At 74.4% G+C, this 13,407-nt stretch carries 14 protein-coding genes; 10 read left to right on the top strand and 4 right to left on the bottom strand.

The features are described 5' to 3' along the window. Positions 1 to 220 precede the first annotated feature (220 nt). The gene (locus ACZ3X1_RS03505; RefSeq protein WP_467276077.1) at positions 221 to 406 is read right to left on the bottom strand and encodes a hypothetical protein; all 186 of its coding nucleotides are present in this window, start codon (positions 404 to 406) and stop codon (positions 221 to 223) included. Between the two features lie 222 nt (positions 407 to 628). On the opposite strand from ACZ3X1_RS03505, the gene ACZ3X1_RS03510 reads away from it, so the two are divergent. The 6 genes from ACZ3X1_RS03510 (at position 629) to ACZ3X1_RS03535 (ending at position 5,689) form a co-directional block, all read left to right on the top strand. Beyond that, positions 629 to 1,408: a DUF4190 domain-containing protein gene (locus ACZ3X1_RS03510; protein WP_467276079.1), complete on the top strand. Its 780-nt coding sequence runs from the start codon at positions 629 to 631 to the stop codon at positions 1,406 to 1,408. Positions 1,409 to 1,652: 244 nt separating this feature from the next. After that, complete coding sequence (locus tag ACZ3X1_RS03515; RefSeq protein ID WP_467276081.1) at positions 1,653 to 2,327, top strand: hypothetical protein; 675 nt, start codon at positions 1,653 to 1,655, stop codon at positions 2,325 to 2,327. Between the two features lie 61 nt (positions 2,328 to 2,388). Beyond that, positions 2,389 to 3,822, top strand: a complete 1,434-nt coding sequence (locus ACZ3X1_RS03520; RefSeq protein WP_467276083.1) for an amidase — start codon at positions 2,389 to 2,391, stop codon at positions 3,820 to 3,822. 196 nt (positions 3,823 to 4,018) lie between these two features. Further along, on the top strand, positions 4,019 to 4,465 hold the full coding sequence (locus tag ACZ3X1_RS03525) for a DUF7144 family membrane protein (RefSeq protein WP_391698915.1): 447 nt from the start codon (positions 4,019 to 4,021) through the stop codon (positions 4,463 to 4,465). 56 nt (positions 4,466 to 4,521) lie between these two features. After that, positions 4,522 to 5,184 (top strand): O-methyltransferase, encoded by a 663-nt coding sequence (locus ACZ3X1_RS03530; protein WP_467276086.1) that lies wholly within the window; start codon positions 4,522 to 4,524, stop codon positions 5,182 to 5,184. A gap of 40 nt (positions 5,185 to 5,224) precedes the next feature. Then, positions 5,225 to 5,689 carry a type II toxin-antitoxin system PemK/MazF family toxin gene (locus tag ACZ3X1_RS03535; protein ID WP_467276088.1) on the top strand — a complete coding sequence of 155 codons (465 nt, stop codon included), beginning with the start codon at positions 5,225 to 5,227 and terminating at the stop codon, positions 5,687 to 5,689. A gap of 615 nt (positions 5,690 to 6,304) precedes the next feature. Here ACZ3X1_RS03535 and ACZ3X1_RS03540 read toward each other — a convergent pair. Then, positions 6,305 to 7,174 carry a TIGR02452 family protein gene (locus ACZ3X1_RS03540; protein WP_467276090.1) on the bottom strand — a complete coding sequence of 290 codons (870 nt, stop codon included), beginning with the start codon at positions 7,172 to 7,174 and terminating at the stop codon, positions 6,305 to 6,307. A gap of 107 nt (positions 7,175 to 7,281) precedes the next feature. On the opposite strand from ACZ3X1_RS03540, the gene egtA reads away from it, so the two are divergent. Genes egtA through egtD form a run of 4 tightly spaced genes read left to right on the top strand, consistent with a single transcriptional unit; the run spans position 7,282 to position 11,628 of the window. Further along, the gene (egtA, locus tag ACZ3X1_RS03545; protein ID WP_467276092.1) at positions 7,282 to 8,598 is read left to right on the top strand and encodes an ergothioneine biosynthesis glutamate--cysteine ligase EgtA; all 1,317 of its coding nucleotides are present in this window, start codon (positions 7,282 to 7,284) and stop codon (positions 8,596 to 8,598) included. Beyond that, positions 8,595 to 9,899 (top strand): ergothioneine biosynthesis protein EgtB, encoded by a 1,305-nt coding sequence (gene egtB / locus ACZ3X1_RS03550; RefSeq protein WP_467276094.1) that lies wholly within the window; start codon positions 8,595 to 8,597, stop codon positions 9,897 to 9,899. Before egtA ends, egtB begins: the two co-directional genes overlap by 4 nt. Next, positions 9,899 to 10,657, top strand: a complete 759-nt coding sequence (egtC, locus tag ACZ3X1_RS03555; RefSeq protein WP_356810989.1) for an ergothioneine biosynthesis protein EgtC — start codon at positions 9,899 to 9,901, stop codon at positions 10,655 to 10,657. Before egtB ends, egtC begins: the two co-directional genes overlap by 1 nt. After that, the gene (egtD, locus tag ACZ3X1_RS03560; RefSeq protein ID WP_356810990.1) at positions 10,654 to 11,628 is read left to right on the top strand and encodes an L-histidine N(alpha)-methyltransferase; all 975 of its coding nucleotides are present in this window, start codon (positions 10,654 to 10,656) and stop codon (positions 11,626 to 11,628) included. The genes egtC and egtD overlap by 4 nt, the downstream gene beginning before the upstream one ends. On the opposite strand, the gene ACZ3X1_RS03565 is transcribed toward egtD, so the two are convergent. Continuing rightward, entirely contained in the window at positions 11,511 to 12,458 is a 948-nt protein-coding gene (locus ACZ3X1_RS03565; RefSeq protein WP_467276097.1) for a lysophospholipid acyltransferase family protein, read from the bottom strand. The two genes, egtD and ACZ3X1_RS03565, sit on opposite strands and share 118 nt — an antisense overlap. Then, entirely contained in the window at positions 12,455 to 13,294 is an 840-nt protein-coding gene (locus ACZ3X1_RS03570) for a GNAT family N-acetyltransferase (protein ID WP_467276099.1), read from the bottom strand. The genes ACZ3X1_RS03565 and ACZ3X1_RS03570 overlap by 4 nt, the downstream gene beginning before the upstream one ends. Positions 13,295 to 13,407: the final 113 nt, after the last annotated feature.

Consider the following 13,407-nt stretch of genomic DNA (forward strand, 5'->3'; position numbering starts at 1 on the left):
GGGCGCACCGGTGCCGGTGTGGGCACCGGGGCACGCCACCGGGCGCGCCCGGTGGGGCGCGCCCGCAGTGTCCGTCCGCAGGTCACCGCCTGTCAACGGCCCCCCTCCGAGCGCGCCCCGCCGGAGGGGCCCCGCACGGCGGGTCCTGCCGGACGCGGCGGCGCACTGTGCCGGGCGGGCGGCGCCGGCGGCGGCGCCGGGCGGTGGGGCGGCGGCGCCGTCAGGTCGACTCGCGGTGGACGGCCTGCGCGGCCATGAGGTCGTGCCGCTCCGTGGCCTCGGACGGCTCGCGCACCGCGGGGTCCACGAGCGACGCCAGATGATCGCCCGTCGGCATCTCGATGCGCACCGTGCTCAGCCGGGGCCGCAGCAGCCGCCCGACGAGCGCGTCGCCGGCACCGATCACGGCGCCCTGGGCTCCCTGGAGGGGTGGATCCAGGACGCGCCGTCGCGGTAGCGCCGACGGGGCGTGAGGCGGGGCGGATGCGGAGGGGCCTCAGGGATACCGGGGCTCGGGCTGTCCGAGCCCCGTGCGACCATCAAGCCTGCCTTCACGGGGCGGCGGCCATCGCCGCCACCGGCCCGCCGTCGGCTGCGTCCCACCCTCTGAGCAAGGAGCTCCACGCGCATGTCCATACCGCCCGGCCCCCCGTCCCCCGAGCCGTACCCGCAGCCGGGACCGTACGGACAGCCGGGGCAGCCCGCGCCGTTCGGCGGCCCGCAGGGCTGGTATCCGCCGCCGGTCCAGCAGAAGACCAACGCGCTGGCCATCGTCGCGTTCGTCATGTCGCTCGTGTGCGCGCTGCCGCTCGTCCCCCTGGTTCTCGGCATCGTGGCCCTCTCCCAGATCCGCAAGCGCGGCGAGAAGGGCAAGGGCTTCGCCGTCGCGGCGATCGTCATCCACTGCGTGACCATCGCCTTCTACGGGATCCTCCTGGTCCTCGGCCTCACCGGAGCGCTGGACGACGGCCCCGCGCCGAAGCGCGACACCAGCGGCCAGGTCACCGACTCGGGCTCCAGCAAGGTGAGCGACATCCGCACGGGGGACTGCTTCAACACCAACGGCGATCTGGCGGAGTACCAGGACGAGGACGGCGGCGAGGCCTCCTTCTCGGTGCGCGTGCTGCCCTGCGACCAGCCGCACGAGGGCGAGGCGTACGCCGTCTTCAACCTGGACGACGGGGCCTACCCGGGCACGGAGAAGGTCACCTCGCTCGCCGAGGAGAAGTGCGCCGGCAAGCTGCTGACCGACTACGTGGGCAAGAACCCCAAGCTGTCGGAGAAGCTGGAGGTCTACTACTACTTCCCGCAGGCCGCCACCTGGGCCCTCGGTGACCGCGAGGTCACCTGCTTCCTGGGCGACACCAGCGGTGCGAGCACCGGCTCGGTCCGCGCCACCGGTTCCTGAACCGCCGGCTCGGGCTCCGGCGCTGACGCCGACGTCTGCGCCGGTCCCGAGCCGTACGCCTGTGCGGGGCCGCCACCACATCCGGTGGCGGCCCCGCACCGTCGTGGCCGGCCCCGTGGTCCCTGCCTCACCTCGTGGTCAGCGCGCCGTGCCGGCCTTCCCGCCACCCGGTGGGCTCGCCGACCCGTTCGACTGGTGGTCGATCAGGCCGCCGGGTGTCAGAGGCGGTTGCGACACTGGCGCCATGAGCAATGCCGGTGAGTACCAAGCCCTTGTCGACCCGCGGGACCTGCTGCTGCGGACCGACTGGAACGCGGTGGAACACTGCTGCCCGGACGTGGCGCCGGCCACGCCCGTGATCCTGCTGGAGCTCCTCGACGAGGACCCCGTCATACAGGGCCGGGCCTTCCGGGACCTGGTCGAGGCCCACACGCGCCAGCAGGTGTTCTACACCGCCACGGCTCCCGCCGCCCGGTTCGTGGCCGCGGTCCTCGGTGATCCGCGGACGCTCGCTCAGGTCACCGACCGCTGCGCGCAGGAGGAGGACGGCCTCGGTCCGCAGACCCCGTTCCCGTTGCGGGCCGGGCTGCTGGGCTGGCTGGGGGACTCGGTCGTGGAGGCGGTGGCGCAGCGGGAGCGGCCCTACGGCGACGAGGAGGACCTTGAGGCGTTCCTCGATCTCGCCCCGGACTTCCACGCGGCCGCGTGGCCCTTCCTCGACACGGGGTGTCCCGAGGTCCGCGCGGCGGCTCTGGGCGTGCTCCTGGCCGTGCTCCGGCTGCCCGCCCTCGCCGAGCAGATACCTGGGCACCGCGAGCGGGTCCGCGCCGCGGCTCTGGGTGAGGGCCCGTACCGCCTGCGTGCCGTCGACACGCTCTCCTGCTGGGGCGAGGAGGTCCCGGTCTCGTCCTTGCTCTGACATCCGGGGCGGCTCCGGCGTTACGGTCTTCCTACCGATCGGTAATGGGGGAGGGTTCGCGATGTCTGAGTCATCCGGTGCTGCCACGGCCCAGTCCACCGCAGGGTCCACGATGCCCTGCGGCTTGGTCGAGATGACCGCCGCACTGGCCGAAGGAAGTTTTTCCGCAAGGGAGTTGACCCAGGAGGCGCTCCGCCGGATCGTCGCGGCGCAGCCCGAGCTGAACGCGTTCCGGACGGTGCGCGCGGAAGCGGCGCTCGCCGAGGCCGAAGCGGCCGACCGGAGGCTCGCCGCGGGCGAGCGGCTGCCGCTGCTCGGGGTGCCGCTCGCGGTGAAGGACGACATGGACGTGGCGGGCGAGCCGACGGCGTTCGGCTGCGCCGGGGCCTTCGCCCGGAAGACCGCCGACAGCGAGGCGGTCCGCAGGCTGCGGGCGGCCGGTGCTGTCATCGTCGGCAAGACCCAGACACCGGAGCTGGGCCAGTGGCCCTTCACCGAGGGCGGGGCCTTCGGCGAGACCCGCAATCCGTGGAACCGGTCCTACACGCCGGGTGGCTCCTCGGGCGGCTCGGCGGCCGCCGTCGCGGCGGGCCTGGTACCGGCCGCGCTCGGTTCGGACGGGGCCGGGTCCGTGCGGATCCCGGCCGCCTGGACGCATCTGGTCGGCGTGAAACCGCAGCGCGGGCGCATCTCCACCTGGCCCGAGCCGGAGTCCTTCAACGGGCTCACGGTCAACGGGGTGCTGGCCCGTACGGTCGCGGACGCGGCGCTCCTGCTGGACGCCGCGAGCGGGCAGCACCCCGAGGACCTGCACCGCCCGGCCCGCATCCGCGCGGTCGAGGCGGCCGGGCGCGCCCCGCGCCGGCTGCGGATCGCGCTCTCCTTCGGGATGGCCTTCACGGCGACGCCCAAGTCGCTCGACCCGGAGGTGCGTTCCGCGGTGGAGCGGCTGGCCGCGCGGCTGGAGTCGCTGGGCCACGAGGTGATCCCGGAGGACCCCCGCTACGGCCCGATCGGCCTGACCTTCGTACCCCGCGCGACCAGCGGCGTACGGGACTGGGCGGCGCGGACGCCGGATCCGGCGCTGCTGGACCCCCGTACGCACGAGGCCGTGCGGACGGGCCGTCTGCTGGGCGGTCTGCCGCTGCGGGTCTCGCGCCGGGCGGAGGCCCTGCTGCACCGGCGGGTCGGGGAGATCTTCGGCCGCTTCGACGTGGTCCTGACCCCGACGACGGCCACTCCGCCGCTGCGGATCGGGGCGCTGGCCGGACTGGGGGCCATGGCCACGGACCGGGCGATGATCGCCGCCTGCCCGTACGCCTGGACGTGGAACGTGCTGGGCTGGCCGGGCGTGAACATCCCGGCCGGGTTGACGGACGACGGGCTGCCGATGGGGGCCCAGTTGCTCGGCCCGGCGGACTCGGAGCCGCTGCTGCTGGGGCTGGCCGCGCAGGTGGAGGCGGCGGAGGGCTGGGCGGAGCGGCGACCGGGCTGAGAGGAGGTCACGGGGGCGGTTTCGGGGAGGGGCCGCCGGGGCGGGCTCGATGCGGGGGGTGGTGCGCGGGCGGTGCGGAGGCGGGCGGTCGACAGGCCGGAATGCCGACGGTGAGCACCCGTGACACGCTGAAGGGGGGATCTCGCCGGTCCCGGCCGCGCCCGGCCGGCCGGCCCTGGCACCCAAGGAGACCGAAATGGCCACTGACGCCGGCGGGTCGCAGGCGGCCCGCACGCATCCGGACCCCTGGCACGCGGCCACGTCGGGCAGAACCGTTCTGGCGGCGGTCCTGATGATCTTCGGCGGGGCGATGGCGTTCTTCGAGGGGATCGCCGCCGTCGCCAGCGACGACCTGTTCGTCGTGACGCGCCACTACCTGTTCGAGTTCAGCCTGACCGGCTGGGGCTGGGTCCACCTCATCCTGGGCATCGTCCTCGTCGCGGCCGGATGCGCCGTCCTCGCCACCGGCGCCCTGTGGGCGCGTTACCTCGGCATCACCGTCGCCGGTCTGGGCGCGTTCGCCAACTTCCTGTGGCTGCCGTACTACCCCTTGTGGGCGCTGGTGCTCATCGCCGTGAACATCCTCGTCGTCTGGGCGCTGTGCACGGGCGCGCACCACGAGGCGGAGGGGCGCGTCCTGTAAGTTCCCTCTGGGAACGGACGCGAACGGACGCGGATGGACGCGACGAGGGGGGATGCGTGGGTCAGCGGACGTGGACGGCGGTCGACGCGTACTTCGACGGGCTGTTGGTCGACGAGGACGAGGCGCTGGAGGCCGCCGCGGCGGCCAGTGAGGCGGCGGGACTGCCCGCTCATCAGGTGGCGCCGAACCAAGGCAAGTTGCTCCACCTCCTGGCCCGGATCCGGGGCGCCCGCTCCATCCTGGAGATAGGAACCCTCGGCGGCTACAGCACCATCTGGCTCGCCAGGGCGCTGCCCGAGGGCGGGCGGCTGGTCACGCTGGAGGCGGACGAGCGGTGCGCCGACACCGCGGCCGCCAACATCGCCCGCGCCGGGCTGGAGGACCGGGTCGAGATCCGCCGCGGCAGGGCCGTCGACCTCCTGCCGGCGCTGACCGGCCTGGACCCCTTCGACTTCGTCTTCATCGACGCGGACAAGCCGTCCAACCCCGAGTACCTGCAGTGGGCCCTCGAGCTCACCCGGCCCGGCAGCGTCATCATCGGCGACAACGTCGTACGTGACGGCGCCGTGGTCGACCCCGCCGCCGACGATCCCCGGGTGCAGGGAGTACGCCGCTTCACCGAACTCATCGCCGAACATCCCCGCCTCACCGCCACGGCTCTGCAGACCGTCGGCGTCAAGGGGTACGACGGCTTCGTCATGGCCCTGGTCACGGACTGACCGGCCGGCCCGGCCCCCGGCAGGCAGTACCCTCGCCCGGATGACGGCACTTTCCCAGCACAGCAGCGGCCGCGCCGACCAGCCGGGCCGCGACGGCGCCACGGCCACCACCGAGGCCGATCCGCACGCCATCGGGCCGGTACGGACCGAGTACGCGCCGGATCCCGACGGCGACCCCGACCCTGGCGAGATCGTGTGGACCTGGGTCCCGTACGAAGAGAACGACGGCCGCGGCAAGGACCGCCCGGTACTGGTCGTGGCCCGCGAACCGGGTGGCCGGACGCTGCTCGCCGTGCAGCTGTCCAGCAAGCGGCACGACCACGACCACGAATGGGTTCCGATCGGGACGGGCCCGTGGGACAGCGCGGGCCGTGAGTCGTGGGTGGCCGTCGACCGGGTGCTGCGGGTCCACGAGTCGGGGATGCGGCGGGAGGCCTGCGCGCTGGACCGAGGCCGTTTCGGCCTGGTGGTCAATCGCCTGCGCGAACGCTACGGCTGGCACTGAGTCGTCGCTTTCGGATCTTGTCGGCCGAGCCCGCGTCGGACAACGCGGGCCCTGCACGATCCGACAGAGACAGCTTGGTCGGGTCCTGCGGCCAGGGTGCCGCCACGGCCCCGGGGCGCGGGATCTCCTCGGGCCCTGCGGACCCGGGAAGCCGCGGGCCCGCCTGGGGCACCTGTGCGGGCGGTCCGCGGGAACGGCGGGGCGGGCTCAGCGCGGCGGCCGAGCCGTCCGGCGGGGCAACGGCCCCGGGCGACGGGCCGCGCCGAGCCTGCCGACGCGCGCGCCACGGTTGCCCGCCCGGCGCGGCGGAGCCGTCCGGCGGTCGCCGGTGCAACCGAACGGGCCGCGCCCGAGCCGCCTGACGCCGGCCGAGTGCCCCCACCGCGGCCGACAGGCCCGGCGGTGGGTGTCGGCCGGACCGAACCCGCCCGAGCCCCCGACGCCCCGCCACGGTTGCCCGCTGCCGGCCGGAGCTGCACGGTCTCGCACCGCCCCGCCCCCTGATTTTCCCGCCCGGTGGACCCGTACCGCGGGTGCCTGCGCGGCTCCGGCCGAACGGCCTCGGGCTGCCCTCCTGCACGGGCCGGCGGATCCGTCCCGAAGTCCGCGGCGCGGCTATGCCTGCGGGCCGGGGCCGCGCCCTGCGGCCGGGAACGCCGCGAAGGCTCGTTCGAAGGCTTCGCGGGTGGAGGGGTTGCGGTCCAGGATCGCGAAGACCACGCGGTCGAAGGTTCCCGCGAACCGGCCCGACAGCAGCCCGCGGAAGGCTTCGGCCACGTGCGCCGGGTCGTTGCGGAACACCCCGCAGCCCCACGCCCCGAGCACCAGCCGCCGGTACCCGTGCGAGGCCGCCACCTCCAGGACGAGCGCCGCACGCCGGGCGAGCGCCCCGGGGATCTCGGCGGCCCGCTCCGGCTCCTGCCGCAGGATCGTGCCCGCGTTGGGAGCGGGCGAGGTCAGGAAGCCGGCCAGGAACGGCGACTCCATCAGCTCGCCCCGGTCGTCGCGGAAGACCGGTACCGCGGGCGAGTGGATCACCCGGTCGGTGTAGAAGGTGCTGACTTCCGCGCGGTGCACCTCGTAGTACTCAGGGGCCTCCAGCAACGTCTCGTACAGCGCGGAGGCGCGGCACAGGGCCTCCTCCTGGGCCTTGGCCCCCCGGACGTAACCGCCCCCGGGATTCCGGGCCGACGCGAAGTTCAGGACCGCCACCCCGGCCGCCGCCGTCCCCGCCGGAGCATCCGCCGCGAGCCTCCGGGCAGCGACCGTGCTGCTCTCCCCCGTGACCTCGACGGCGGTCGCGCGGCCGCCACCCACGATCCGTTCGCCTGGAATGACCCGGTTTGGTCCATATATTCTGGTTCCTGCCTTGGCCTCCGCCAGGGCGGCGGCGAGCTCGACCTGCCGCCCCGACCGCGTCCGGTACCCCCCGGCCGCCAGGATCTCCGCGTTCTCCCGCGCGATCTCGCGCAATCTGCTGCTCACGCCGCCATCCTCGGCACTCCTTTCCCCGGCGGCAAAGGATTTTGTGCCCGGCGGAGGGGTAGGCACGGGTGATGTCACGGCCGACGACAGGAGAAGAGGACCCGGTCATGCCCCTCGACCCACCCGTTCCCCCACCCCCGCCGAACGACGCTCCACCCGCCCCCGCAATCAGTGAGACGCAGGCGGAGCACCTGATCCACGGCATCTGTTTCAAGACCGGCCCGCCCCGTCTGCTCGGTGCCGAACTCGAATGGCTGGTCCTGGACGCCGAGCGGCCCGGACTGCGCGTGACCCCCGAGCGGCTCCGGGCGGCGCACGCCGCGGCCCGCGCGCTCCCCCTGAACTCCCGGGTGACCGTCGAGCCCGGCGGCCAGCTCGAACTCAGCTCGGCCCCCGCCACCTCCCTCACCGGGTGCGTGGACGGGCTCCAGGACGACCTCACCGCCGTCCGCGCCGCCCTGCGCGAGCAGGGACTGGTTCTGCACGGCCTCGGCCGGGACACCCGCCTCCCGTACCACCGGCTGCTGAACAGCCCGCGCTACGACGCGATGGAGGCCTACTTCGACCGCACCGGCCCGGCGGGCCGCGCCATGATGTGCGCCTCAGCCTCCGTGCAGGTCTGCGTGGACGCCGGGTACGAGGAGCCGGGCGTGCTCGGCCACGGCCGGCGCTGGCGACTGGCCCACCTGCTGGGCGCGGTCCTGGTGGCCGCCTTCGCCAACTCCCCCGCGCACGACGGCCCGTACGCCGGCTGGCGTTGCTCCCGCCAGGGGATCTGGAACGACCTGGACTCCCGGCGCACCCTCGCCCCGCCGCTGGACGCGGGCCCGCGGGACGGCTGGGTACGGCAGGCGCTGGACACCGAGGTGATGTGCGTACGGTCGTACGCGGGCGAGCCGTGGGACGTCCCGCCCGGTACGACGTTCCGCGACTGGCTGCGCGCGGGGGACGCCGGGCGGGCCCTGCCGGCGCCCACCGCCGAGGACCTGGACTACCACCTCACGACGCTGTTCCCGCCCGTGCGGCCGCGTGGCCACATGGAGTTGCGCATGATCGACGCGCAGCCCGGCGACGACGGCTGGCTGGTACCGGTGGCCGTCGTGCACGCGCTGTTCGACGACCCCGAGGCCGCCGAGACCGCCTACCGGGTGACCAAGGCCCTGGCCGACGCCTACGGTTCGCAGCCCGCGCCCCGCAATCCGCTCTGGCGGTCCGCCGCCCGGCACGGTCTGACCGATCCCGAACTGCGGGCGGCAGCCAAGACCTGCTTCCGCGCGGCGGCGGAGGCACTGCCCCGCCTCGGCGCGAGCAGGCACGTCCGGGACACCGTCGGCGCGTTCAGCGAGCGCTTCGTACTGCGCGGCCGATGTCCGGGGGACGAGCCGCCGCAGCTGCGGCCGGAAGGGAAGGAGGCCCTGCGATGACCACCGAATCCCACCCCGGGCTGCGAGAACGGGCGGCCGCCTCGCTGACCGCCGCGCGGGCCCGGACGGCGGCCCTCACCGACGCGGTGACCGACGCCGACCTCACCGCCCAGCACTCCCCCCTGATGTCGCCGCTGGTCTGGGACCTGGCGCACATCGGGAACCAGGAGGAGCTCTGGCTCCTCCGCCGGGTCGCCGGACGCGAGTCGATGCGCCCGGAGATCGACCCCCTCTACGACGCCTTCGAGCATCCGCGCGCCGAACGGCCGAAGCTGCCGCTGCTGGGGCCCGAGGAGGCCCGCCGGTACGCGGCCGAGGTCCGCGGCCGGGTCTTCGACCTGCTGGAGCGCACCCCGCTGGAGGGCGGCGCGCTCTTGGACGACGGATTCGCTTTCGGGATGATCGCCCAGCACGAACAGCAGCACGACGAGACGATGCTGATCACCCATCAACTGAGGCGGGGCGCTCCCGTGCTGACCGCCCCGGAGCCGGACGCCCCCTACGACCCCCCGGGCGCCTGCGAGGTCCTCATACCCGCCGGCCCGTTCACGATGGGGACCTCCGCCGAGCCGTGGTCGCTGGACAACGAGCGGCCGGCGCATCAACGGGAGACCGCGGCCTTCTGGATGGACACCCTGCCGGTGACGAACGGCGCGTACCGCGCCTTCATCGCGGACGGCGGCTACCGCGAACCCCGCTGGTGGGCGGCTCCCGGCTGGGACCAGATCCGCCGACACTCCATCGAAGCACCGCTGTTCTGGCACCGCGAGGGCGGCGAGTGGCTGCGCCGCCGCTTCGGGGTGATCGAGCCCGTCCCCGATGAGGAACCGGTTCTGCACGTCAGCTGGTACGAGGCGGACGCCTACGCCCGCTGGGCGGGCCGGCGACTGCCCACGGAGGCCGAGTGGGAGAAGGCGGCCCGCTTCGATCCCGCGACCGGCCGCTCGGCCCGCTACCCGTGGGGCGACGCCGACCCGACGCCCGCCCACGCGAATCTGGGACAGCGCCACCTGCGCCCGTCCCGCGCGGGCAGCTACCCGGCGGGGGCGTCCCCGCTGGGCGTGCGCCAGCTGATCGGCGACGTGTGGGAGTGGACGGCCTCCGACTTCCTGCCGTACCCGGGATTCCGGGCCTTCCCCTACCGGGAGTACTCGGAGGTGTTCTTCGGCCCGGAGCACAAGGTGCTGCGGGGCGGTTCCTTCGCGGTGGACCCGGTGGCCTGCCGGGGCACCTTCCGCAACTGGGACCTGCCGGTGCGGCGGCAGATCTTCTCAGGCTTCCGCACCGCGAGGGACGTCTGATGTGCCGTCATCTCGCCTATGTGGGGCCGGTGGTGGCGCTCGGGAGGCTGCTGAGCGAGCCCGAGCACTCACTGGTCCGCCAGTCCTGGGAGCCGCGCCGTCAGCAGCACGGCACGGTCAACGCCGACGGCTTCGGCGTCGGCTGGTACGCGGAGGGCGACCCGGTCCCCGCCCGCTACCGTCGCGGCGGACCGATCTGGGGCGACCTGACCTTCACCGATCTCGCCCGGGTCGTACGCAGCGGGGCCGTGCTGGCCGCCGTACGCGACGCCACGCTGGCCGGAGCCGACGGGGAGGCCGCTGCCGCTCCGTTCACGGACGGGCCGTGGCTGTTCAGCCACAACGGCGCGATGCGGAACTGGCCCGCGGCGGCCGCCCCGCTCGCGGCGGCGCTGCCGCCCGAGGAGCTGCTCCAGCTGGCCGCCCGCACGGACTCGGCGCTGGTCTGGGCGCTGGTACGACGCCGCCTGCGGGCCGGGGACGACCTGGGCACGGCGCTCGCCGAACCCGTGCGTGAGCTGTCCACGGCCGCGCCCGGCTCCCGGCTGAACCTGCTCCTGACGGACGGAGCGGCGATAGCCGCCACAGCCTGGGGCGACTCCCTCTGGTACCTGGCCGATCCCGCGGGCAGGCGCACCGTGGTGGCGTCCGAGCCGTACGACGACGACACCCGGTGGTGCGAAGTGCCCGACCGGACCCTGCTGACCGCCACCCCCACCCGGGTCCGACTGACCCCGCTCAAGGAGAACCGCCCGTGACCAGCTTCCAGTTGACCCGGACCCTCGACGAGGACGCGGCGGAGACCGCACTGCGCGCGGACGTACTGCACGGGCTGGCCCACACGCCCAAGGTGCTGCCGCCCAAGTGGTTCTACGACGCGCGGGGCAGTGAACTCTTCGAGGAGATCACCCGGCTGCCCGAGTACTACCCCACCCGCGCGGAGCGGGAGATCCTGCTGGAACGGGCGCGGGAGATCGCCGCCGTGAGCGGCGCCCGCACCCTGGTGGAGCTCGGTTCCGGCTCCTCCGAGAAGACCCGGCACCTGATCGAGGCGATGCCGGCGCTGGACACCTATGTGCCGGTGGACGTCAGCGAAAGCGCCCTGCGGGGCGCGGCGGAGACGCTGCTCGCCGACCATCCGGGGCTGCGGGTGCACGCCCTGCTGGCCGATTTCACCGCTGCGCTGCACCTGCCGGACTCTCCCGGACCCCGGCTGGTGGTGTTCCTGGGCGGCACGATCGGCAACCTGCTGCCGCCGGAGCGGGCGGTGTTCCTGGCGTCCGTACGGGCGATGCTGTCGCCCGGGGACGCGCTGCTGATGGGCACGGACCTGGTGAAGGACGAGGCCGTGCTGGTGACGGCGTACGACGACGCGCGCGGGGTGACGGCGGAGTTCAACAAGAACGTACTGGCCGTCATCAACCGGGAGCTGGACGCCGACTTCCACACCGCCGACTTCGAGCACCTGGCGGTGTGGAACAGCGAGCAGGAGTGGATCGAGATGCGGCTGCGGGCCCGGTCCGAGCTGACGGTGAAGGTCCGGGCACTGGACCTGGTGGTGCCGTTCGCGGCGGGTGAGGAGATCCTGACGGAGGTGTCCGCGAAGTTCCGTCAGGAGGGCGTACGGAAGGAGCTGGCCGCGGCCGGGCTGGAGCTGACCCAGTGGTGGACGGACGCGGCGGGACGCTTCGCGCTGTCCCTGTCGGTCGCCGACGGGCCGGCGGTCTGACCGGGTAGGACCGTCCGCGGCGTCCGCTCGGACGCGCGGCCGGTCACGGCCCGCTGCGCGGCGGCCGCGAGGTCCCGCCGGTCCGTGTGACGGCCCGGCGGGATCCGCGGCAGCAGCGTGACCTCGGCCCGGATCCCGCGGGCCCGGGCGATCCGCCACAGCGAGGCGGTCAGCGCGTCGTCCCCGACGAACGCGGGCGCCCCGGCGGGGCTCCCGTCGGGGCGCACGTACGCCAGGTGGACGGGCTGTACGGGGACCTCCGCGTCCAGGGCGGACTGGAAGGCGGCCCGGCGGAAGGCACCCTGGGCGTGGGCGCGCCCGCACCAGGTGGAGCCCTCGGGGAAGACGGTGACCCGGTCGCCGGCGAGCAGGGCGCGGGTCATCGTGGTGACGGTGGCGGGCAGCACGCGGATCCGGTCGCGCTCGATGAACAGGGTTCCGGCCTGCCCGGCGAGGCGGCCGAGGACGGGCCAGGCCCGGATGTCGCTCTTGGCCAGCATCCGGCTGGGCATGACGGCGGCGACGAGCGGGATGTCGAGCCAGGAGATGTGGTTGGCGACGAGCAGGCGGCCACCGCGCCGGCCCGGGCTCCCGTGCACGGTGATCCGTATGCCGAAGGCGCGCACCAGTGCGGCCGACCAGGCCCGTACCACCGCCTGTCGGGGGCCGGCCGGCAGCAGCCGGACCGGCGGCGCGCCCAGGATCCCGAGCAGGATCAGGGCCGAGGCGCCGGCGAGCCGCAGGACCGCGTGCGGGACGCTCGCGGTGCGCCCCTCGTGGCCGGTGCAGGCCTCGGGGGTGCAGGGCGAGGTGGGCAGCCAGACGCTCATGCGCCCGGGATGAGCGAGCGGAAGTGCTTCAGGTAGCGCGGGTTGGTCCGGCGCAGGGAGAGCAGCACGTACAGGTCGGCGCAGCCGAACTGGGCGTCGAGGGCGGGCTCGCCGCAGACCCACGCGCCCAGGCGCAGGTAGCCGCGCAGCAGCGGGGGCAGTTCCATGCGGTCGGGGCAGTCGATGCCTTCGGGGTTCCAGGGGACGTGGGGGGTGACGCGGTACTCCTCGGGTGCGGGGCTGCGGGTGAGGGCGCTCTCGCGGGTGGCCGCGGCGAGGACGCCGCCGTCCGCGAGCGGTATCGAGCAGCAGCCGGCGAGCCAGTTGTGGCCGGCGCGGTCCATGTAGTGGGCGAGGCCGGCCCAGATGAGGGCGATGACGGCGCCGTTGCGGTGGTCGGGGTGCACGCAGGAGCGGCCCACCTCGACGAGGTCGGGGCGGATGGGAGCGAGCGCGGAGAGGTCGAACTCACCCTCCGAGTAGAGCCGGCCCGCCACGGCGGCGCGCTCGGGAGGCAGCAGCCGGTAGGTGCCGACGACCTGTTCGGCCTCCTCGTCGACCACGAGGAGGTGGTCGCAGTACGCGTCGAAGGCGTCGGCGTCGAGGCCCGGGTCGGGGCCGTCGAGGCGGGCGCCGAGCTCGCCGGCGAAGACCTGGTGTCGCAGGCGCTGCGCGGCCCGTACCTCGTCCTCGTCGCGGGCCAGGCGCACGGTGTAGTGGGGGCCGGAGGAGGGGGCGGCGGCCTTGGCCGGGCGGGGGGCGGGGGCGGGGGTGAGGAGCGGGGAGGTGGGGGCGGGGGCCGTGGAGAGGGACGGGGACAGGGGTGCGATGGTCATGGCGGCTCCTGAACCGGGCACGGAGGGCCGGGCCGACAGGTGGTGGCCTGGCTCCTCTACTTCTTCCGTGACCGGCTGGATTCGACATGACCGCTCTGCGGCTCTCGGGTGTG

The sequence above is a fragment of the Streptomyces sp. NPDC023541 genome, assembly GCF_055559995.1.